The 21,089-nt window shown below is 54.8% G+C and carries 22 protein-coding genes, 4 tRNA genes and 1 pseudogene; 7 read left to right on the top strand and 20 right to left on the bottom strand.

The features are described from left to right. Nucleotides 1-5: 5 nt before the first annotated feature. From ruvB to DW088_RS00940, 7 genes are all read right to left on the bottom strand, one after another. Nucleotides 6-1,046: a Holliday junction branch migration DNA helicase RuvB gene (ruvB, locus tag DW088_RS00970; RefSeq protein ID WP_192924405.1), complete on the bottom strand. Its 1,041-nt coding sequence runs from the start codon at nucleotides 1,044-1,046 to the stop codon at nucleotides 6-8. Between the two features lie 41 nt (nucleotides 1,047-1,087). Next, the gene (gene ruvA, locus DW088_RS00965) at nucleotides 1,088-1,696 is read right to left on the bottom strand and encodes a Holliday junction branch migration protein RuvA (protein WP_118358781.1); all 609 of its coding nucleotides are present in this window, start codon (nucleotides 1,694-1,696) and stop codon (nucleotides 1,088-1,090) included. A gap of 11 nt (nucleotides 1,697-1,707) precedes the next feature. Then, nucleotides 1,708-2,202, bottom strand: coding sequence for a crossover junction endodeoxyribonuclease RuvC (gene ruvC, locus DW088_RS00960; RefSeq protein ID WP_110437233.1), 495 nt, complete (start codon nucleotides 2,200-2,202; stop codon nucleotides 1,708-1,710). Nucleotides 2,203-2,354: 152 nt separating this feature from the next. Continuing rightward, nucleotides 2,355-3,317 (bottom strand): carbohydrate kinase family protein, encoded by a 963-nt coding sequence (locus DW088_RS00955; protein ID WP_118358779.1) that lies wholly within the window; start codon nucleotides 3,315-3,317, stop codon nucleotides 2,355-2,357. A 3-nt stretch (nucleotides 3,318-3,320) separates the two neighbouring features. Beyond that, nucleotides 3,321-4,184 carry a Cof-type HAD-IIB family hydrolase gene (locus DW088_RS00950; RefSeq protein ID WP_158574567.1) on the bottom strand — a complete coding sequence of 288 codons (864 nt, stop codon included), beginning with the start codon at nucleotides 4,182-4,184 and terminating at the stop codon, nucleotides 3,321-3,323. Nucleotides 4,185-4,205: 21 nt separating this feature from the next. Further along, nucleotides 4,206-4,721 carry a M48 family metallopeptidase gene (locus tag DW088_RS00945; protein WP_118358775.1) on the bottom strand — a complete coding sequence of 172 codons (516 nt, stop codon included), beginning with the start codon at nucleotides 4,719-4,721 and terminating at the stop codon, nucleotides 4,206-4,208. Nucleotides 4,722-4,725: 4 nt separating this feature from the next. Beyond that, the gene (locus DW088_RS00940) at nucleotides 4,726-5,592 is read right to left on the bottom strand and encodes a DMT family transporter (RefSeq protein ID WP_270440640.1); all 867 of its coding nucleotides are present in this window, start codon (nucleotides 5,590-5,592) and stop codon (nucleotides 4,726-4,728) included. Nucleotides 5,593-5,795: 203 nt separating this feature from the next. Between DW088_RS00940 and DW088_RS00935 the strand changes: the two genes are divergently transcribed. Together DW088_RS00935 and DW088_RS00930 are read left to right on the top strand one after the other, a co-directional pair. Then, nucleotides 5,796-5,880, top strand: a tRNA-Leu gene (locus tag DW088_RS00935). Between the two features lie 22 nt (nucleotides 5,881-5,902). Further along, nucleotides 5,903-5,988, top strand: a tRNA-Leu gene (locus DW088_RS00930). Nucleotides 5,989-6,273: 285 nt separating this feature from the next. On the opposite strand, the gene DW088_RS00925 is transcribed toward DW088_RS00930, so the two are convergent. From DW088_RS00925 to DW088_RS00915, 3 genes are all read right to left on the bottom strand, one after another. Beyond that, nucleotides 6,274-6,876 (bottom strand): hypothetical protein, encoded by a 603-nt coding sequence (locus tag DW088_RS00925; RefSeq protein WP_147323808.1) that lies wholly within the window; start codon nucleotides 6,874-6,876, stop codon nucleotides 6,274-6,276. Nucleotides 6,877-7,064: 188 nt separating this feature from the next. Further along, nucleotides 7,065-8,369: a sensor histidine kinase gene (locus DW088_RS00920; protein WP_118358773.1), complete on the bottom strand. Its 1,305-nt coding sequence runs from the start codon at nucleotides 8,367-8,369 to the stop codon at nucleotides 7,065-7,067. Continuing rightward, nucleotides 8,366-9,073 carry a LytR/AlgR family response regulator transcription factor gene (locus tag DW088_RS00915; RefSeq protein WP_118358771.1) on the bottom strand — a complete coding sequence of 236 codons (708 nt, stop codon included), beginning with the start codon at nucleotides 9,071-9,073 and terminating at the stop codon, nucleotides 8,366-8,368. Before DW088_RS00915 ends, DW088_RS00920 begins: the two co-directional genes overlap by 4 nt. 234 nt (nucleotides 9,074-9,307) lie before the next feature. On the opposite strand from DW088_RS00915, the gene DW088_RS00910 reads away from it, so the two are divergent. Beyond that, on the top strand, nucleotides 9,308-9,793 hold the full coding sequence (locus DW088_RS00910; protein WP_118358769.1) for an RNA polymerase sigma factor: 486 nt from the start codon (nucleotides 9,308-9,310) through the stop codon (nucleotides 9,791-9,793). Between the two features lie 126 nt (nucleotides 9,794-9,919). Here DW088_RS00910 and DW088_RS00905 read toward each other — a convergent pair whose 3' ends face one another. The 7 genes from DW088_RS00905 to DW088_RS00875 form a co-directional block, all read right to left on the bottom strand. Then, nucleotides 9,920-12,085, bottom strand: a complete 2,166-nt coding sequence (locus tag DW088_RS00905) for a hybrid sensor histidine kinase/response regulator (protein ID WP_118358767.1) — start codon at nucleotides 12,083-12,085, stop codon at nucleotides 9,920-9,922. Next, on the bottom strand, nucleotides 12,072-12,893 hold the full coding sequence (locus DW088_RS00900) for a substrate-binding periplasmic protein (protein ID WP_118358765.1): 822 nt from the start codon (nucleotides 12,891-12,893) through the stop codon (nucleotides 12,072-12,074). Before DW088_RS00900 ends, DW088_RS00905 begins: the two co-directional genes overlap by 14 nt. A gap of 101 nt (nucleotides 12,894-12,994) precedes the next feature. Further along, nucleotides 12,995-13,936: an XdhC family protein gene (locus tag DW088_RS00895; protein WP_118358763.1), complete on the bottom strand. Its 942-nt coding sequence runs from the start codon at nucleotides 13,934-13,936 to the stop codon at nucleotides 12,995-12,997. Beyond that, the gene (moaC, locus tag DW088_RS00890; protein ID WP_118358761.1) at nucleotides 13,933-14,418 is read right to left on the bottom strand and encodes a cyclic pyranopterin monophosphate synthase MoaC; all 486 of its coding nucleotides are present in this window, start codon (nucleotides 14,416-14,418) and stop codon (nucleotides 13,933-13,935) included. Before moaC ends, DW088_RS00895 begins: the two co-directional genes overlap by 4 nt. A gap of 79 nt (nucleotides 14,419-14,497) precedes the next feature. Then, nucleotides 14,498-14,573: transfer RNA gene (locus DW088_RS00885), tRNA-Pro, on the bottom strand. Nucleotides 14,574-14,618: 45 nt separating this feature from the next. Next, nucleotides 14,619-14,705: transfer RNA gene (locus DW088_RS00880), tRNA-Leu, on the bottom strand. A gap of 375 nt (nucleotides 14,706-15,080) precedes the next feature. Then, the gene (locus DW088_RS00875; protein WP_227109541.1) at nucleotides 15,081-15,572 is read right to left on the bottom strand and encodes a COG2426 family protein; all 492 of its coding nucleotides are present in this window, start codon (nucleotides 15,570-15,572) and stop codon (nucleotides 15,081-15,083) included. 178 nt (nucleotides 15,573-15,750) lie between these two features. Here DW088_RS00875 and DW088_RS00870 point away from each other — a divergent pair, with 178 nt between their 5' ends. Together DW088_RS00870 and DW088_RS00865 are read left to right on the top strand one after the other, a co-directional pair. Continuing rightward, nucleotides 15,751-16,086, top strand: a complete 336-nt coding sequence (locus tag DW088_RS00870; protein WP_118358759.1) for a PadR family transcriptional regulator — start codon at nucleotides 15,751-15,753, stop codon at nucleotides 16,084-16,086. Beyond that, nucleotides 16,073-16,393, top strand: a complete 321-nt coding sequence (locus tag DW088_RS00865; RefSeq protein ID WP_118358757.1) for a permease prefix domain 1-containing protein — start codon at nucleotides 16,073-16,075, stop codon at nucleotides 16,391-16,393. Before DW088_RS00870 ends, DW088_RS00865 begins: the two co-directional genes overlap by 14 nt. Before the next feature lie 72 nt (nucleotides 16,394-16,465). Here DW088_RS00865 and DW088_RS00860 read toward each other — a convergent pair whose 3' ends face one another. Genes DW088_RS00860 through cls form a run of 3 tightly spaced genes read right to left on the bottom strand, consistent with a single transcriptional unit; the run spans nucleotide 16,466 to nucleotide 19,230 of the window. Continuing rightward, a complete protein-coding gene (locus DW088_RS00860; RefSeq protein ID WP_117751581.1) occupies nucleotides 16,466-16,921 on the bottom strand; it encodes a threonine/serine exporter family protein in 456 nt (151 codons plus the stop codon). Then, nucleotides 16,918-17,682 carry a threonine/serine exporter family protein gene (locus DW088_RS00855; RefSeq protein ID WP_118358755.1) on the bottom strand — a complete coding sequence of 255 codons (765 nt, stop codon included), beginning with the start codon at nucleotides 17,680-17,682 and terminating at the stop codon, nucleotides 16,918-16,920. The genes DW088_RS00860 and DW088_RS00855 overlap by 4 nt, the downstream gene beginning before the upstream one ends. An 18-nt stretch (nucleotides 17,683-17,700) precedes the next feature. Then, nucleotides 17,701-19,230 (bottom strand): cardiolipin synthase, encoded by a 1,530-nt coding sequence (gene cls / locus DW088_RS00850; RefSeq protein ID WP_243029714.1) that lies wholly within the window; start codon nucleotides 19,228-19,230, stop codon nucleotides 17,701-17,703. A gap of 161 nt (nucleotides 19,231-19,391) precedes the next feature. On the opposite strand from cls, the gene DW088_RS00845 reads away from it, so the two are divergent. Both DW088_RS00845 and DW088_RS16670 read left to right on the top strand, forming a co-directional pair. Then, on the top strand, nucleotides 19,392-20,591 hold the full coding sequence (locus DW088_RS00845; protein WP_118358751.1) for a M24 family metallopeptidase: 1,200 nt from the start codon (nucleotides 19,392-19,394) through the stop codon (nucleotides 20,589-20,591). Further along, nucleotides 20,515-20,994 (top strand): annotated as a pseudogene (locus DW088_RS16670) (dipicolinate synthase subunit A N-terminal domain-containing protein); the annotation flags it as partial. The gene DW088_RS00845 and the pseudogene DW088_RS16670, both read left to right, overlap by 77 nt. Nucleotides 20,995-21,089: the final 95 nt, after the last annotated feature.

The raw sequence follows: 21,089 nt of genomic DNA, 5'->3' as shown, positions 1-21,089 counted from the left end.
TTGAATTACAGCATTTGCTGTCCGTCCGCCGGTTCCATATTCAAATGGCGGTAAGCCTGTAGCGTCACGCAGCGTCCGCGCGGCGTGCGGCTGAGAAAGCCGATCTGCATGAGATACGGCTCATAAACATCTTCCAAGGTGATCGCTTCTTCGCCGATGGTCGCGGCCAGCGTGTCCAGTCCGACCGGACCGCCGCCGTAGTTCTGGATGATGCTTTTGAGCATCCTGCGGTCTACGTTATCCAGACCTAACTCATCAATCTCGAGTGCACGAAGCGCAATGTCGGCACTTTTTCTGTCAATCGTACCGGTACCGATTACCTGTGCAAAGTCTCGCACGCGGCGCAGAAGCCGGTTGGCGATTCGCGGCGTACCGCGGCTGCGGCGCGCAATCTCGAATGCGCCCTCGTGCTCGCACGGTACATTAAGAATGCCTGCCGAGCGTTCAACAATACCGCACAGCTCCTCCGGCGAATACAGCTCCAGACGGAGCATGACGCCGAAGCGGTCACGCAGCGGACTGGTCATCTGACCGGCACGTGTAGTTGCGCCGATGAGCGTAAATTTCGGCAGGTCGATACGGATCGAGCGCGCCGAAGGCCCCTTGCCAATGATGATATCGAGTGCATAGTCCTCCATCGCGGGATAGAGAATCTCCTCTACCGCACGGTCGAGGCGATGGATCTCGTCAATAAACAAAATATCATTCTCTGAGAGATTTGTCAATAAAGCCGCCAAATCTCCCGCTTTTTCGATTGCCGGACCACTCGTAACACGGATATTCACGCCCATTTCTGCGGCAATGATGCCCGCGAGTGTGGTCTTGCCCAGACCCGGCGGGCCGTACAGCAGCGTATGGTCGAGCGATTCACCGCGCATTTTCGCGGCCTGTATGTAAATACTCAGGTTTTCCTTAGCTTTTTTCTGACCGATATAGTCCGCCATGGATTTCGGACGGAGCGAATTCTCGGTCTCGTCCTCGCTGAGCTGGCGGGTGGAGATGATGCGTTCATCATCCGTCATGCCGCCGGAAAATTCAATACTCAAAGGTACACTCTCCTACTTGATCAGGCTTTTATCGTCCAAAATCAGGATTTGACCAGCTTTTTCAAGCACTGACGGATGATCTCGTCCGCCTCCATGTCGGCAGCATCCAGACCCTCCATCGCGTGCAGCGCCTCTGCCTGCGTATAGCCGAGCACCATAAGCGCCGCGACTGCCTCCTGCGTGTGGTTGACACCGCCGGAAACGGCGGCTGCCGCCACCGGAGACGCTGCAGATGCGGTCTCGAGCTGCTCCTTGCTCATCTTGTCGCGCAGCTCGAGTACAATGCGCTGTGCGATCTTCTTGCCGATGCCCGGCGCCTGCATGAGCATTTTTTCATCGCCGGTGATAATGCTGAGCGCCAGTCTGTCCGGCGGTGCGACCGACAGGATGGACAGCGCCGCCTTCGGGCCAACACCGTTAACGCTGGTCAGCATCAGGAAGCAGGACTTCTCCTCCTCGTCGATAAAGCCATACAGCTCAAACACGCCCTCACGGACATTGAGCCAGGTCAGCAGACGCGCTTTTTCGCCGGTTTTCAGCTTGCCGATGGTGTTCTGCGAAGCGTGACAGGCATAGCCTACACCGCTGCAGTCGATCACTGCAAGACCCTGCTGGAGCACGGAAACCGTGCCGTCTACATAATAAAACATCTATTTCAACCTCATAATAAGCCTTCATAGCGCATGGCCTGCCGGGAATGCCCGTGGCAGATGGCAAGCGCGAGCGCATCCGCGGCGTCATCCGGACGCGGCAGCTTGGTGAGATGGAGAATGCTTTTCGTCATTTCCATCACCTGTTTTTTCTCCGCGCCGCCGTAGCCGACAACGGACAGCTTCACCTGATTTGGTGTATAGGATACCGGATGCAGTCCCTTCTGTGCCAGCGCCAGCAGAATTACACCGCGCGCCTGCGCAACCTGAATGCCGGTTGTGACGTTTTTCGAGAAGAAAAGCTCCTCGATTGCCACCTCGTCCGGGTGAAATGTGTCCACCAGCGTACAGATATCATCGTAAATCTCACATAAGCGCAGGTGCATCGGTGTTCCGGGCGCGGTTTTTGCCGCACCGTACTGCACCGGCGTAAATTTCATATTATCGAACCGCACCACGCCATAGCCAATCGTGCCGTAGCCCGGGTCGATGCCAAGAATCGTTATCATTTCTTTATAACCTCAAAATTATACCACGTTTGCACACATTGTGCAATAAATTTTAGTGGCAGGTGAATGAAAAATGGAGAATGGCGAATTGAGAACCGCGGTTACGCGCAAAGCGCATTATTGAATTGCCGCCCTGTGGGCGGATACATTCATTCTCCATTTCCCATTTTCAATTCTTCTTCCGTTGGCATAACCGCGCCCTTATGCTGCACGGTATACGCCGAGCATTCGGACGAAAACGTCAGATAATCCGCGAGCTTCTCCTGCGGGATGTCAGCGAGCGTTTCCGCTGTCACACCGTCGCGGGTAAGCTGATACAGGAACGACCCGATGAATGAATCGCCCGCTCCGGTGGTATCCGCGACCGTCACCGGCAGCGCTTTGGTCTCGGCGCTCGCGTTCGGCGTGTAGACTGCCGCGCCGTCCGCGCCGCGTGTCACAAGCAGCAGCCTGCAGCCCCGCGAAAACAGAAGCTCTGCCGCTTCCCTCTCGGTTTTGCAGCCGGTGCAGAATTCAACTTCATCATCCGACAGCTTCACGAGGTCTGCACACGGCAGAAACTCACGAATCGCTGCCTGACAGCTTTCCGGGCTGTCCCACAGCGGCAGGCGCACGTTAGGGTCAAACGAGAGGAACGCGCCTGCGTCCTTTGCCAGCCGGATGGCCTTGCGATGTGCCTGCTTGACAGGTGCATCTACCAGATCGACCGAGCAGAAGTGCAGCACGGCACAGTCCGCGAAAATATCCGGCGTGATCTGTGCTTCATCGAGAAACAGGTCTGCCGAGGGATTGCGGTAGAAGGAAAATTCGCGGTTGCCGTTCTTATCAAGCGAAACAAACGCCAGCGCGGTATTCGCCCGTCCGGTGCGGAACACCGTTGAGATGTTCACGCCGTTTGCGTGCAGCGTTTTGAGAATGTGCGTACCGAATGCGTCTTCTCCCACCTGCGAAATCATCTGCGCTCTGCCGCCGAGACGCGCCACTGCGGTTGCCACATTGGCCGGCGCACCGCCCGCGACACGCTCAAACTGCACGACCTCATCAAGCGCACAGCCGCGCTGCTGCGGCACGAAATCAATGAGCAGTTCGCCGATTGCCACTACTTTTTTCATCGTTCATTCCCCCAGAACATGTCGGTAAATCGCCTGCGCGACGCCGTTTTCCATATTGCTGCCGGTGATAACGTCCGCTGCTTCGCGGATGCACGGCTCGCTGTTTGCCATAGCGACGCCCAGTCCCGCCATCTGCAGCATGGTCAGATCGTTTTCGCTGTCGCCGATGGCGATGACGTTGGCCAGCGTGCAGCCGAGGTGATGCGCCAGCCATTCCAGTCCGCGTCCCTTGTGCACACCCACGCGGTTGACCTCGACGTTGCGCAGCTCTCCGCTGTACATGACGGACGGCGCAAGCTCGAAAATACCGTATTTATCGAGCGCAGCCGTCAGCGGCGCGATTGCATTCGGGTCATCGTGATAAAGAATCGCCTTGGTGAATGGGCGCGGCTCGTCTGCGAGCACAACGCGCCACGCATTCTTGTCCCTGACAAAGTGATAACCCTCGTCGGCCTCATCCATCACAACCCGTCCGCGCCGCTGCAGATTCTCGAGAAAATGCCGAAAGGCATGTCCGTAGTACAAATCCTGTGTGGTATACAGGCATGGGTCGGTGTCAATGGCGGCGCACTCGTCCAGGATAATGTCCACCATTTCTGTGCTCAGACCGTCGAAGAACGCCGGTTCCCTGTCGTCCGGATGCTGCACCGCCGCGCCGTTTGCGGTGACAAGCCAGTCCGGTGCGGCTTCCAGCTGTTCGCTGAAGCGGCGTACCTCGCGCACGTTGCGTCCGGTGCACAGCACGATCTGCACGCCCGCCTGCTGCGCCATGCGTACCGCACGGGCGTTCTCCGGCGTGATGCGGCTCTGCGCATCCAGCAGCGTTCCGTCTAAATCCAATGCCAGAATTTTGTATTGATTCGTCATATTCATACTCGTTTCCTGTTCTCATTCGCGCAGCATGGCACGCCGCGCACGATAATCGGGTAAATAGCGCTCCACCAGCGCCCAGAACTGCGGTCCATGGTTTTTATGTGCAATGTGCGCCAGTTCATGCACCACCACATAGTCGATAGCGGGTTCGGGATAGTCCATCAGCCGCCATGAGAAGCAAATACTGTTTTTGCCGCTGCACGAGCCGAACCGTGTTCTCGCTGAGGTGATCTTCAGCCCGGTCGGGTACAGATTCATCTGCTTTGCATAATGCTGTACCTTGGGCGGCAGCTCTATTTTCGCTCGGCGGATAAGCTCAGCCTGCCTGGCCGCATCCGGCTCCGGATGTGCCGCACGGCGGGACTGCTGATCGGCAAGTGCGCGGGCTATCCAGTCCGCATGCTCCGCGACAAACCGTTTAATGCGGTATTTTGCCAGCCGCAGCGGCGCACGAACGATTACACGGCCTTCGCGTGTCACCTGCACGGCAAGCGTCTTGCGTTTAGAGCGAACCAGCTCATATTCGATCATATCACTATCCCTTGCGCTCCAGATTGCGGTTGTAGAAGAACACCGCGACCGAAATGCCGCAGATCAGCAGATAGCCGAGGACGCTCCAACCGTCCGGCAGTTGGCCGAACAGGAAAAAGCCGAGGACAGCCGAGAAGATGACCTGCGTATAGTCGAACACCGAAATCTCCTTGGCCGGTGCGTTGGCATACGCGAGCGTTACGCCGAACTGTCCCAAAGCGGCTGACGCACCTGCGCCGATCAGACAGAAGAACTGTCCCCATGTCATTGGGTGGTAGTCCGTGATCATAGACGGTACGCATACCAGCGTGGAGAACATCGAGAAAAAGAACACAATGCGGGCGCTCTTTTCGCCTTTCCGGCTGAGTGCGCGCACACAGGTGTAGGCCGCGCCTGCACCCATGCCACCCAGCAGGCCGATAATTGCCGGGAAGGTTGCCGAGGAAAAACCCGGCTTGATAATCAGCATGCTGCTGCCGAATGCCGCAAGCACCGCCGCGTACTGGAATACGCTGGCCCGCTCCTTCAGCAGAATGAGCGAGAAGATGATAGCGAAGAACGGCGACATTTTATTAAGAATGTTTGCATCTGCCAATACGAGATGGTCAATAGCGTAGTAATTGCAGAAAATGCCGAGTGTGCCGCAGGTTGCGCGTATGATGAGCAGCGGCAGGTTGCCCTTTTCCCACTTAAAACCAACCTTTTCGCGGCACAGCACCACGGCGGCCACTGCCACCGCGACCAGATTGCGGAAAAATGTTTTCTGCGTGAACGGCAGATCACCCGCCAGACGCACGAATGCCGCCATCATCGCAAAACCGAATGCGGACATGATGATAAAACCGATTGCCTTACTTTTTTTAGAAAGCACTGAAGTCTTCCTCCTTTTTCGCTGTGAGTTTTCTGACTGCTTCTATTGTAACACACAAACTGTTTCGCGTGTCAGAGAAATCGTCTGTTTTTCGCGTTTTGAAATTTTTCAAAAAAATTCGAAAAAAGGTGTTGACATTTGGCGTCCACATGGATATAATAATTCTTGTCGCTGACAGTGAGGCGACTCGATGAGAACAGAATGCGAGTGTGCTGGAACTGGTAGACAGGCACGTTTGAGGGGCGTGTGTCGATCGACGTACGGGTTCAAGTCCCGTCACTCGCACCACCTTCTTTCAACAACCAAATATGCGGATGTGGCGGAATGGCAGACGCGCTAGCTTCAGGTGCTAGTGTTCGCAAGGACGTGGGGGTTCAAGTCCCCCCATCCGCACCAAGTTAAAGAGCTTCAAACTTATGTTTGAAGCTCTTTTTCTATACTTTTTACGGTATTTAGTTTTGTGATGTAATTCGTGAAAAACCGGTGTCTACCACAAGTGTCTACCAAAATCGCAGCGCTTCATTTTAATGTTGATTTTAGTGCAGGTTCAGCACCTTTTTAACGAGTTTTAGGATAACCGGATATCGTTTCAGAACATATGCTACCGATCGGCAGCAAAAGCACAATTTCCGCATCACCAAAAGAGCTGAAACCCAAAAGTTTCAGCTCTTTCACACATTTTCAATTTTCCCCTGCCTCCGCTACCTTCATACGCGAATACCCAATCGGCATATTCAACGGTACGCTTGCTCGAATCGAGTAGTATACACCATTTGCGGTCTGCAGCAGCACGCGATCGCCCTTAGAGAGATTCGGCAGCCAGCCTGCGTCCTGCTGCGCTGTCTCGTTGTAAATGCCCAGATTGTATTTGCTGCCCGGTATCGTCACCGCAAACGCACTGACCGTCTCACCGTTTCCCAGAAAACTGTAAAACGGCTTGTACTTCACATCTTGCGTCAAATACACATTCCGGTAATAGCCGCTGATCGAATGCGAACCGACATCAGCCACCTCAGCCAGTGCCGTACTCGATACCGAAGCCGCTTGCTTCGGCACTGTCCACCCGGGATACAGCGCCGAGAACTCCGGTACCGGCTCTACTGTGCCGTCGCTGTGCTGAATGGTTACCGCACCGTTCACCGTCCACGCTTGACTGCCGTAAATGACCTTCTCGCGTGCGGCTTCTGTGCCGATATTCGCCGCACCGGCGCTCATCATCAGCGCAGAGACCGCCATGCAGCTTGCCAGCGCGGCGCTCAGTATTTTTCGAAATCTGTTCATCATTTAACCCTCCCTGTTTGCTCTCTAATTACTATCCACACCTTACCGGTTTTCATTTCAACATACCATCGCACTCACCTCAAAAAAGCAGTTATCTCAGCAGATAACCCATGCACATTGCATTTGTCATGGTCTATCTGTAAGATAACTGCTTTTCACCGAAATTGCAACCGGCTATTCCTGCTTAGTCGTTATTCGTTCCTGCTTTGCACGTTAAGGAGCAAAATATCGCAGATGAACCGGTCGTTCTGCTCGTAAAACCGAATCAGTCCCTGATTACGTTCCACCGCCTGCCGCATATTCTGAATGCCGAAGCCGTGGCGATACCGGATATTTTTCGTGGTACGCAGTGCCGGATTGTCCGACAGCACCGGATGTGCGATATCATTGGCAATCACAATCGAGCTGTATGCTCCCTGCGGCTGAATATGAATATCCACCACCTTGCGCTTACTGCCTTTCGCGGCACGAATCGCATTGTCCAGCGCATTACCGAGGATGATGGTAATATCCTCCGGCGAAATACCCGACAGCGGTGTCGTGATAATGGCGCTCAGCCGAACACCTGCCCGTTCCGCGGCTGCGCTTTTGCCGTTGATGATCGCGTCAAGCACCTTGTTGCCCGAAAACATGATCAGCTTGTTGACAGTATTCTGCTGCTGCAGAAGCTGCCCTGTGTACTGCTCGATGCCCGTAAGATCCCGTTCTTCCGCCATGGATAAAATGCAGAGCAGATGATTTTTGAGGTCATGCCGCAGCGCACGAACCGTGTCATACATGTTCTCAATGTCCTTGGCGTTTTCCTGCAGACATTCGTTCTGCAGCGCGAGCAGCGCCATTTCGGTTTGGATTTTGCTGACCTGCCCCAATCGAACAAACAGGAAATAAATCAGGATATTCAACGCCAACACGATACACACCGCATAAAATACAATATTTTGAATATGCGGTTCCTGTATCGCCGCGTACATCATCAGCGTAATCGTAATAATAGATAATGTCGGAATCGCTGCCAGCGGGATAAAATCCAGCCATTTGATCTTACCGTTTTCCTTTACCCGCAGGATAATCCGCGTGATGACAAAAAACAGCAGCTTGGTTATCAAAATCGAGATAATACGAACCGAATTAAACCGGCTGAGCAGCAGGGTAACATTATTTCCGGATAGCTTTGCAACAAGCAGTGCCGTAAAAGTTGCAATAATAGCCACAAGGCCCATTGTAAATGCAGAAACAAATATCTTCTGCAGAATTGACCCGCGCAGCAAAATACAGCAAAACGCAATGTTGATCAGCATCTGTATCAAGCTTGCATAGCCTTCATACAGCTGCCCCCATGAGAAAAAGGCTACACTGCCGAAGGACAGCACACCAAAGAGTGCCGTCCATATATATTTCGCCGGGCAGGCCATGCGGTATCCGAAATACTGCACTAAGAAGCTCAAAATAAGGGTTACCTCTACGGCGTTAATTGCCATTTCAAACCAGAAATTCATGGGCGCAGACTCCTCATATACGCCATGAAGGCGGTCTGTGTTTCCTCTGCTTTGGCGCGGCTGACCGGCAGGACCGTCCCGTCCGTCAAGGTGACGCTTGTCCGGCTGCAGATTTGAACAAACCGGCAGTTCAGCAGATAGCCAACGTGGCAGCGCACGAAAAAGTATTTGCTGAGTGCCGTTTCGATATCGCTCATGCGTGCCTTGAACCGCAGGGATTTCTCGTTGCAATGTACAACGATATAATGTCCCTGGCTCTCAAAATACGCAATCTCCGTGATTGGAATGCGGGTGCTGCTGCCGTTCATCGTAACCGTGTAGTGAATCTGACGACTATTGAGAAGCTGCATCATTTTCTCGGTTATCCGCGGCAGTTCCTCCAGATGCGTTTTACGGAGAAACCAGAACGGCTGAAACGCAAATGATTGATACACCAGATTTTCCATGCCGGACAGAAAAATGATAAGCGGCTTCGACGGCATGGCTGACAGTTCTTCCGCGACCGAAAAGCCGTCTTTTTCGGGCATATCAATATCTAAAAACAGCACATCCGTCGGCCTGCGTGTAATCTCGCGCAAGGCTTCCACGCCCGTGTGCGCGGACACGATCTCCGATGTGATTCCGTATTTTTTGAAAACGGTCAGCAGGCGTTTTGCAAAGACCTGCGTGAATGCGGTATCGTCATCGCACAGTATAATGCGCATGAGTGCTCCTCCCTGTTGTGTTCTGAACTAACTATACCATAAAGCAGCACGGCATACAATATTTCACAAAGCGGTCTGTCTCCCGCTGCCCCACTTCTATTATACCGCAGATTGATGGACATTCGGCTGCAGAGCAGGAACGCAAAGTGACCAATCAGGAACGCGCTATTGATTTTGCTCTCGAAAACGGGTATCGTGCGTAACATAACCCGATAGAAATCAGGTGAACGATCTATGACGGCACAGGACAAGGAGCTGTTTTCCCAATTATACGACCGGAATTACAAGCGGCTGCTGTATGCGGCCATCCGCATTGCACACAACCCGTTTACAGCAGAGGAGCTGACGAACGAGGCGTTTACCATCCTGCTGACGCATTTTGACCAGGTGCGCCAGCACCCGAATCTGCCCGGTTGGCTGCACACCGTGCTGACCAATCTCGCGCTTGATGAGTACAAACGGCGGAGCCGGTATGTGCAGGTGCCGCTGGACAGCGTTCAGGATCTTGGCTGTGAACCGATTTTCCTTTCCATGCTCGACCTGCTGCCGAACGAATTATCCTGCACGGATAAGGAGATTCTGTATCTGCGGTATCAGCTGAATCTGAACTGTGTGGACATTGCCGAATATCTGCATATCAGTCACGAGGCCAGCCGTGCGCGCTTAAGCCGCGCCAGACAGCATTACGCTCACCTGCTTGCGAAGGAAAGGTTGATGTGAACTCCCATCTTGCCGAATAGTTATGCTGTGTGTATAATACGGGCAGCAGAACTGCACTATAAAGGAAAAGTCAGCCATTTTCGGCTGACTTTTCCTTTACATATTATCCTTCTTGCGCTTCTGCTCCTATTTCCGCGAGGATTTGACAAGCCGCTCCAGCGTTTCCACCATCTCCGAGCCTTCCAGCGGCTTTGCAATATGCATATCCATGCCCGCAGCAAAGGCAAGCTGACGGTCCTCTGCGAAAGCGTTTGCTGTCATGGCGATGATTGGAATGGTTCTCGCATCCGGACGCTTCATCGCGCGAATACGCCGCGTCGCTTCCAGACCGTCCATCACCGGCATCATCACATCCATTAAAATCGCATCAATTTCTCCGGGCCTGGAATCGGCAAAAATGCGTACCGCCTCCTCGCCATTCACTGCCTTGATGATGGAGGCTTCTTCCACATTGAGTACAAACTCAGCAATCTCCATATTCATCCTGTTATCTTCCGCAACCAGCACATGCAGTCCGGCAATAGAACTGGTCTGCAGCAGACGTTTCGGCTTGTTTCGCTTCTCCGGTGCATGGCAGATGCGGAACGACAGCGACAGCGTAAACGTCGTGCCTACGCCCTGCCTGCTGACAAAGGACAGCGTGCCGCCCATTTTCTCCGCCAGACTTTTCGCAATCGGCATACCCAGACCGGTACCGCCATATTCCGATCGAGCAAAATTCCGTTCCTGTGCAAATGGCTCAAATACGTGCTTCTGAAACTCCTCGCTCATGCCGATACCGGTATCCGCACAGGTGAATTCAATCTGTGCAGTCTCCGGATCCGCACTCGTCTTTTCGCAGCATCCCAGCCTGATTTCGCCGCCCACGCGGTTGTACTTGACCGCATTGCTGATGATATTCATCAGCAGCCGCCGCAGGTGCAGCGGACTGCCGAGCAGGCAGCGGTGCTCAACCGGATAGCCATCCGTTATTATCGTAATGCCCCGCTCCCGCGCCTGCTTATCCACCACCACGCCTACACTGTCCAGCAGTTCCTTGAGGTCAAACTCGCGTTCCTCCAGCATGATCTCCCCGGATTCCAGCTTGCCCATGTCCAGCACCTCGTTTACCAGCTCGAGCAGCAGACCGGAGGCATCCCAGATTTTCTTCCGGCACTCGGTCTGCTTGTCCGGATCGTCCTTGTAGTAATTCGCAATCTCAATCATACCGCGAATGCCGTTGATCGGCGTGCGGATATCGTGGCTCATGCGCTGCAGGAACTCGGTCTTAGCGCGGTTGGCCTGCTCGGCCTTTTCAGCGGATTCCATCAGCTGCTCACGGAATTCCCGCTCGCGCCGATCCCGCTCGGCCAGATATTCCCGCGCGGAACGTCTGCGGAACATCTGAATCGCGGTCAGCATGATCAGATAAATGATCAGCGCCGCCATCATATTTTTGACCATATCAGTCACTACCATGCGGTCGGATACATAGGCGTAGATATAGTAGTCGCGGCTGCGGTCCAGACCGCCGAAATAGGTGCTGCCATCGCACTTGAAATGCCCGACCGCGGCGGACGAAAGATTCGCCTTGATCTGCTGCAGAATACGGCTGCCCTCCACCTTGGTATCAGCCAGTTCTTCGTCGTTGGACGCGATAATGCGGTCGCCGTTTGTCACCACAATCACACCGTCGTCCCTGGTATTATATCCCGCAAGCAAGCCCTGTATGGTCAGCGTATAATTGCGTGCATACTCCGCAGTGGTGTGATAGTATACAACGATCACACCGGGCACATCTGTACGGCCGTACGCCGAAATATCCACATAGGAGCCGTCCGGCAGGTCAATCCGCGAAGCATAGGTCTTCTGCGGATACCTGACCACATCGAGCACTGTATTCCGCTCTATATACTCCTGCAGTGTTAGAAAATTCAGCAGATCACCGTTATACTCGCACTGCACTCTTCCATCTGTATCCAGCAGAATAATGCCGGTCAGCCGCTGTTCCTGCGCATAGAACCGAAGCCGGTCTTCATCTACAGCCGAGCCCTCATAGCCGATATTGCGGTTTACCTGCTGTGCGTTGTCCATGATACGCATCAGACTTTTGGTAACAGCCGCAGCATTGTAGCGTGTATAGGTCGTGCACTGCTCCTTCACATAGTCTATCGTATTGCCGAGCTGTTCCCGTGTCTGCGCGCTCTCCGCACGCACCGTACGAAAGCCGACTAATATGACCAGCACGGCGCCGATTGCAGCCGCAATCCGTTCGTACCGGCGCGTGGCTTTGCCCTTTTTAACCTGCAGCACAGTCCACCTCCAAATATTTGTCCGGATCGGACAGATACCTGCCTATGATCGTTCGAGTCGTACCGTCTGCACGCATTTCCTCGAAAACCCGGGAAAGCTGTTCGTTCAGTCCACGCGCATCATTTTTTGCAAACGCCACACCAATTCCTGTCGTGAGAATACTTTCGTCCAGAATACGGTAATCCACATCATAATCCTTCATATACTGCCGAATAGCGGTTTCGTGCGCCGCGATCGCATCCACATAGCCCTTGCCGAGAGAGGTGTAGAGCAGTTCGCGATCTTCCAGACTGTATACTTCACGCACAAGCGGAATGCGGCTGTCCGTTCGCTCGAGGAAAATACTTTCCGGCTTGGTAGTGGACTGCACGGCAATAGTCCTGCCCTCCAGATCGCTCAGCCGATAAATATCGCTGCTGCGGTTGACCGCAACCACCTGGCGGCTGATCATATACGGTTCGGTCCAGTTGTATTCGTTCTCGCGCCCATCAACGGAAAAGCATCCCCATATACAGTCAATATCACCATGTTCAACCAGTTTCTTCTTTTCTTCCCAGTCAATGCCGACGAAGGATACTGCATACCCCAGCCGTCCGAAGGATTCCTTAGCCAGATCCACATCTATGCCCGCCGGATTGCCGTTTTCATCGGTATAATTAAACGGCGGATAGTTGTCACTGCCCACCTTGATCGTTATCGGTGTTTCCGTCTGGTGCTCCTGCATATCCTCGGCAGCCGTACATCCGCACAGCAGCACACCCGCCAGCGCTGCCGCAAATACACCGAAAATCCGTCTTTTGAGTCTCATGGCTTCCCCTGCTTTGCTTTTTTATCCTTATTATACCATTTTAGATCTATGAATGCCAGAGAGAATGTGACATTTTATCCCAGTATTTTTCGACAACTTTTTCACTTTATGTCGATTTTTTTCGTACCCAAATCTGCCAGCAGCACCTTCATCTGCCCGCCGCAAACCATACCTTCCTGCGCAGCAATGTCGTTGCTCATGTCGATGGTGACGCACTTGTGCTCGCCGGTGCCGATCAAGTAATACGCCTGCCGCATAACGGCGCTCTCACTGCAGCCGCCGCCGATGGTGCCCGCAGTAGCCGTATTGGCATCGACCACCATGTACGAGCCGGATTTTACCGGCGTGGAACCGCTGGTCTCGTACACGAGCATGAGCGTTTTGGGAATATCACCGCGTGCAGCGGTTTCCAGCAGCGGCAGGTCGATGTCCTCTGCGGTGAGAATGCTGCTCTTGGAACGGCGATCGGTCGTGCGGCGGCGTTCCGCGATCAGCTCTGCCACGATAGAAATCGCAATCTCCTTGACGGTCAGCGCACCAATGTCCAAACCGATGGGCGTGTGAATACGGTCGAGATCTGCCCGAGAGAAGCCTTCTTTCTCAAGCATGTTCAGCAGACCGACCGTGCGCCGCTTCGACCCGATCATACCGAGATAGCGCGGCATGGTGCCGCGCAGAAGTTCCCGCAGGCAGTCCGCATCATAACGATGCCCGCGCGTGATAACGGCAACGTAATCGCTCTCTCGAATGCCGATTTTCTCAATTGCTGCCGGAAACAGATCACATACGATCTGCTTTGCTTCCGGAAAACGCGGATGATTGGCAAAAGACGGCCGGTCGTCCGCCACAACCAGCTCAAAACCGAGATCGGCCGCATAGCGGCAAAGCGGCTGCGCGATCGTGCCGCCGCCGAGCAGAATCAGGCGTTCCTGTGGCATGAAATTGCGCGTGTACTGTACGCCGTCCGCGTCGATGGTCAGCGCCGCCGGAAGTCCCTTGCGCGCATTTTCTGCGGCAGCCTGCAGCTGTTCCAGCAAAGTCATCGTGCCGCCGCTCCTTCCGCGTGATAATCGCCGCTTTTGCCGCCGGTCTTGTGCAGCAGCAGCGTCTCATCAATACGCATCCCGCGGTCCACCGCCTTGCACATATCGTAGACGGTCAGCGCGGCAACAGTGGCCGCCGTAAGTGCTTCCATCTCAATGCCGGTCTTGTGCGAGCAGCGCAGCGTGCTGACAACGCGCACCTGAGTCTCCGAGACAGTCTCAATGGCGATGTCCACGCTCTCGATCGGGATTGGATGACACATCGGGATCAGCTCTGCCGTCCGCTTGGCCGCCATAATGCCCGCGATGCGCGCGCACGCGAACACATCGCCCTTGGGCGCTGTGCCGTCAAGGATCATGCGCAGCGTCTCCGGCTGCATGGTCAGCACGGACTGCGCCACCGCTTCGCGCTGCGTGACCGGCTTTGCGCCGATATTGACCATGTGCGCTGCACCGTTTTCATCCAAATGGGTCAGTTTCATGTTGTTCCTCCCGAAAATTCATTCTGTTCCGCAAACACAAAAAACACCGCTCAAAACGACGTTTAAGCGGTGTTTCATCTGGTCCGAGTGACAGGATTCGAACCTGCGGCATCCTGCTCCCAAAGCAGGCGCGCTACCAACTGCGCTACACCCGGATAGTATTGTGAGCGCCCCGTATTCCGAGGAACCGAGGCGCTTGATGGTGCCGGTGACCGGACTCGAACCGGTACGCTGTCGCCAGCGGTGGATTTTGAGTCCACTACGTCTACCAATTCCATCACACCGGCATAACATAGTTATTATATCGTAAATCGCACCGGTTGGCAAGAGGAATTTTCCGAAAAGGGTATTTTTCTTTCACTGCTGCAAAAGATAACAGCCATTCCCGTGGGAATGGCTTTCCAGCTTGTCGAAAAAGTCAGATTTCTATTTTGTGCTTCGTGCGACAGCACGCATAAAATAGAATTTGCGCAGCAAATTCATAAAAACCGGGGGCGTGGTCCAGACCCCCCTCTCTTGCCGCTATGCGGCAATTCACCTTGTGTACCTCGGTTTTTCTTCAGCATTCGATCGAAAGCGTGGTTTCGATCGAGAGGCTGCTCGAAAAACGATAGTTTTTCGACAGCCTCAAAAGCCATTCCCGCAGGAATGGCTTTCGTCTGTTAAAACAAATGTGCAACGCCAATTACGCCCTGAGAACCGAGCAGCATAATGAAGCCTGCAACAATTACGCCGCACAGAATTGAAGTCAGCGCCTTGGTTTTCGGCATTTTGAGCAGCGTTGCAATCAATGCACCCGACCATGCTCCGGTGCCCGGCAGCGGAATCGCCACAAAAAGGAACAGACCCAACCGTTCATATCTGGTGACCTGACCGGTCTTTCCGAGCAGCTTTTCGCGGTACTTGGTGGCAAAGCCGGAAAGCGGGCCGAGCGAGCACACCCAGTCCAGCAGCTTTTCGCCGAAAAACAGCAAAAATGGGATCGGGATCATATTGCCGATCACAGCCAGCGGGATCAGCTCGATCGCCGGCACGCCTGCGACTGCGCCCAGCGGGACCGCACCACGCAATTCCACCAGCGGAACCATGGAGATGAGCACAACCGCCAGTTCACGGCCTGCGCCCATCAGCCAGTTGAATAACGATGAAAACACGATTTTTTCCTCCTGACAAGTGTTCTATGGTAAACAGCGAATATTCACACAGATATACTTGTTAATGATACCCTATTCTGCATACAAACGCAAGCGCTGCAATCGTAAAATCTGTGTAAAATAATTTGACGCACCCCTTGCGAGCGGTTATACTGAATATATAAAGGAGGGGATCTCCATGCCGCGAGGACAAAAAGACGCTGCCTTTTATGACAGCGCGGCTCTGTTTGTGCTTTCTCTGCTTGAGGAGGCGGACAAGACCGGTTTTCAACTGCTGCATGAGGTGGAATGCCGCTCAGACTGCGCATTTGCCATCCGCGAAAGCCGTCTGTATCCCCTGCTGCACGGACTTGAGGCACGCGGCGATGTCCGCTCCTGTGAACGGCAGACTGAGGACGGCACGCACCGGTTTTACCGGCTGACCCGTCAGGGCGTGAAAACGCTCACCTGCTGCCGGGAACAGTGGAAAACCTGCCGCAAGCCAATCGGAGGTGGCGCCTGTGTCACCAAATAAGCTGATTGCGCCGTACCTGCACCGCGTGTGCCGGCATCTCCTGTGGCCGCCTTACCGTGCCCGCGTTCGGCGGGAGCTGACCGACCATATTCTCAGCCGCGCGGAGGAGCTGCGCTGCCGCGGCAGTCTCACACAGGAGCAAGCTGTGCGTCAGGTGCTGCGCGCACTCGGTGATCCGGATGTGCTGGGAAAGGCTCTGCGGCAGGCGCGTCTGCCGCTTGCACGGGTAGTGTACAACGTGATTTCCGCCACTGTATGGATTGCCATTCTGCTCTGTGCGTTATATCTGACAATTTACCTGCTGTAAACAGCACAAAAGCGTTCTGTATGAGATTTACAGAACGCTTTCTTTAGGCAATACCGCATAGCGGTATTGCCTTTATTTTCTTGCACTGTGCAGCAGCCACAGCTTGCCGAGAGTCTGCACCAGGCACGCTACAAGGATGACGCCGAACGCCATCGCGCCCGCCTCCTCGATGAACAGCGTACCGTATCGAGCAAAGCCTGCCGTATCGCCCTGCACGAGCGCAAGCGTCGTGTAATACAGGTCGCCGCCCGGAATCAGCGGCACCAGCATAGGCACGAGCAGCGTGATGACAGGCGCTTTGAGCAACCGCGCGAGCACCTCGGCCAGTGCGGCCGTTGCCAGTGTAGAGACAAAAAACGCGGTCACGCGGTTATCATACCACTGCATCGCCAACAGATATACACCCCAGTTTACCGCAGCACCAAGCATGATCGTGATCAGGCGGCTGCCGGAAATATGAAACAGCAGTCCGAAGCCGAGCGCACCGATCATCGCCATGACAATCTGCAGGAGGATTTCACCTGTCATACGGCACCGCCCCCAGTCTGCATGAGCACGAGCGCGCAGCCTGCCGCGATGGCAAGCGCTCTCAAAACCGCTTCAAACGCGCTGAGCAGTCCGGTGATGGTGTCACCCACGAAAATATCGCGCATGGAGTTGACGAACGGAATGCCCGGAATCAGCAGCATGATGTTGCCGATAATGATATAGTCCAGATTCTGTCCCATGCCGGTTTTTACCGTGAGAGTCGCTGCCGCGCACATCGCCGCCGAGCTGACCATGGTCAGCACGAGCGGCTGCAGCGAAATCCGATCACCGAGCACGCCGATGACATACAACAGCATGCTGCACAGCATGGCGGCAACGCCGTCTCTCCAGGTGCCGCCGAAGAACACAGCGAACGAGCCTGACGTGATCAGATACGCCAGCGGCAGCCGGCAGCGCAGCTTGTCCGGTGCGGTGCGGATGGCTTCCAGACGTGCGTGTAATTCCTCCGGCGGGATAGGATTCACACATACCTTGCGCGACAGCTCGTTGACCGCCTCAATGCAGCGCATATCGGTTCCTCGCCGCAGGATGCGGCGTGTCTGCGTGATCACCTGATCGTCTGCCGTCCGTACCGTTACTGCCATGCTGGCCGTGATGGTCAGCACATCCGCTCGTACAAAACCGTAGGCGCGTGCCAGACGGCGCATGGTGTCCTCTACGCGGGCTGCCTCAGCACCCGAGGTCAGCAGCAGCTCTCCCGCATCCAGCACAGCGGAAAGTGTCTGCTCCGGTCGATCCATTCAACCACGCTCCTCTCATTACAGCAGCGGCGCGAACAGACGCAGCACGCTTGCCATGATCGACCGAATCCACGGCATTCGGCGCAGCCATTCATCGTCAATCCGGCGACTGACATTGATGGTCTCTATAATATCCTGCTTAACAGCGGCAACGACCGAGCTGTTGTAGAAGCAGGTCGCGCACTCGAAGTGCAGGAAGAATGAGCGGAAATCCATGTTGATCGTACCGACTACCGCCGTATCATCATCGGACACGATGGTTTTCGCGTGCAGAAAGCCCGGTCGGTACTCATAAATCTTGACACCCGCTCGGTGCAGCTGCTGATAGTACGAACGTGTGATCATGTACACCAGCTTTTTATCCGGGATGCCCGGCGTCAGGATGCGCACGTCCACGCCGGATTGTGCCGCAATGGTCAGCGCCGTAATCATCTCGTTGTCCAGCACAAGGTACGGCGTGGTGATATAAACGTACTTTCGCGCGTTATGGATGATCTGCAGGTAGGTGGATTCACCGATATTGATGTCGTCGAGCGGTGAATCCGCAAACGGCTGCACATAGCCGTCTGCCGGCAGCTTGGCGGTCGGCAGATAGTTTTCGAGCGGCGGCATGTCCTCGCCGGTGACATACTCCCACATCTGCAGAAACAGAGCGGTCATATTGGCTGTTCCCTCACCCCGCAGCATGATGCCGGTGTCCTTCCAGTAGCCGAAACGCACCTTTTTGTTGATATACTCATCTGCCAGATTGATACCGCCCATATAACCGACATTGCCGTCAATGATCATCATCTTGCGATGGTTGCGGTAGTTGAGATAGGTGTTCAGCGTCGGGATAAAGCGGTTAAAGCGCACCGCGTGAATGCCGAGGCTCATCAGATAGCGGTCGTAGTCTTTCGGCAGCGTGCAGATCGAACCAACGTCGTCGTACAGCACGCGCACATCCAGTCCGGCGGCCGCCTTCTCCCGCAGGATATCAAGGATAGTATCCCACATGATGCCTTCTTCGATGATGAAATACTCCAGAAAGATGAACTTCTGTGCGCGGCGCAGCTCCTCGCACATGGAGTCGAACATTTCCTCGCCGACACGGAAATATTTCGTCTCCGTGTTGGTCCACACCGGCATACCGTCCAGCGTCTCGATGTAACGGGCGCGTACTGCATGACGCGGATGCTGCTCGATCAGCTCCTTTGTAGCAGGTGTACGCATATAGTCGGTGAAATCCGGCGGTTTCGGCTCGTACTGATGCTGGGTACGCGCCCGATTGAGCGGCGTATTGCCCCAGAACAGATAAAACAAGCCGCCGAACAGCGGCAGCAGCACAATAACCAGTATCCATGTAATCTTGTACATCGGGTTGTCGTACTTACGCACCAGCCAGATGACAATGATAACGCTCAACACGGTCAGTGCCGGTGGCAGCCAGTGATATTCCATACTTGCCCAGCTTACGCCGAACATAACGATTGCCAGCTGCATCAGCAGCAGGAATCCGCCGACAACACGTCGGTCGCCAAGCAGCTTGCCTACTTTTCTGCGCATCATAATCTCTCCCTTCCCTGCAAAACGCAGTCCTTCCATAGACTATAATCATATCGCACAAGGTATAAAAAGTCAACGTGTCTGCGTTGCTCTCCGGTTAAATATGTGCTACACTAAAAGTAACATTTTTGTAAACCACCGTTAATCATACAGGAGGATCATCCATGCCCCATATTTCCGTGCCCGCCGCCGAACTGAACACGCGGCTCGACCGTCTGCGCTGTGCCATGACCGAGAAGGATCCTGCGTGGTCCATGCTTCTGCTCGACAACACGCTCGACATGTACTACTTCACCGGCACAATGCAGGATGGCGCACTTGTCGTGACACCCGATCAGGCTACGCTGTTCGTCCGCCGCTCGTTTGATGTTGCAAAGGACGAATCCGCCTTTGCAGACATCCGTCCGATGGGCAGTTTCCGCGGCATCAAGGAGGTCTATCCGGATATTCCGGAGACCGTCTATGTTGCCGCAAAGACCATGACGCTGCAAAAGCTCTCCATGCTGAACAAGCATCTGCCGTTTTCACCCAAGCCGGTGGATGGCGTACTGAGCGGTCTGCGCTCGGTCAAGAGTGCGTATGAACTGGACTGCATGCGCGAATCCGGCAGACTGCACCGTTATGTCATCGAGGAACTTGCTCCGGCGTTCCTGCGCGAAGGCGTCAGCGAAGCACGCCTGTGCAGTGAGATCTGCACCGCCATCGTGGACCGCGGCGGTATGGGTATCTCGCGCTACAATCAGCCGGCAGCTGAGGACGTGCTCGGCATTGCCAGCTTCAGCGAAAACAGCCTGTGTCCCACCGCACTGGACAGTCCCTCCGGCTGTATCGGCACCTCGACCGCAATGAAGTCCATCGGCTCGTCCGAGCGCAAGCTGCACGAAGGCGACACCGTCCTGCTGGACATTCCGTGCGGCTTGCGCGGCTACCATACCGATAAGAGCATCACGTTCTACTACGGCGAGCTGGACAAGCATCCGCAGAGCGGCGTGATCCGTGCGGCACGCGAGCAGTGCATTGCATTGGAGAACGAAACCGCATCTCTCCTGCGTGCCGGTGCCGTTCCGGCTGAGATTTACGAGAAGATCCTCTCTCTCGTCGATCCTGCGTTCCGCGAAGGCTTCATGAACGGCTGCAAGTTCCTCGGCCACTCCATCGGTCTGACAATGGACGAAACACCGGTTCTCGCCAAAGGCTTCTCGGCTCCGCTCAAGTCCGGCATGACGCTTGCCGTTGAGCCGAAGATTGCGATTCCGGGTGTCGGCCTCATCGGCTGCGAAAACACCTATGAGATCACCGCAGACGGTCCTGCGCAGTCGCTCACCGGCGCGTGCGACACACTGTTCGAGGTACTCAATCAGTAATCTATACAAAAACATCCGCTCTCTGTTTGTACAAAGAGCGGATGTTCTCTTTTCACTCCTCTTTTGCATCCGGCATAGAATGGCGCAAAGGAGGTTTTTGCTTATGAATCAATCGACGACTCTCGCCGTCGTCGGCGGCGACGTGCGTCAGGCATATTTAGCCGAGCTGCTGCATGAAGCAGGCCACACCGTTCGCACATTTGCACTCGAGCGCCGCCCCGCCGCAGGCTGCACGGCTGTAAGTGACCTGCAGGCGTGCCTTGCTGACGCACGCGCGGTCATTCTGCCTATGCCGGTGCAGACGGGGGACGGCAGCCTGAACGCGCCGCTTGCCAATGCACAGCACACCATCGGCGATGTGCTCGATGCCATTCCCGCCGGAACACTGACACTGGCCGGTGCCGTGCCCTTTTCCGTACACGCCCGCGCGGTGCAGAACGGACTGACACTCATCGACTACTTATCCCGCGAGGAGCTGGCGATCCGCAACGCGGTACC

The organism is Butyricicoccus sp. AM05-1 (assembly GCF_003474415.1).
Classification (GTDB): domain Bacteria; phylum Bacillota; class Clostridia; order Oscillospirales; family Butyricicoccaceae; genus Agathobaculum; species Agathobaculum butyriciproducens.
The sequence above is the reverse complement of the archived record's forward strand: the minus strand, read 5'-3'. Positions and strand labels throughout refer to the sequence as shown.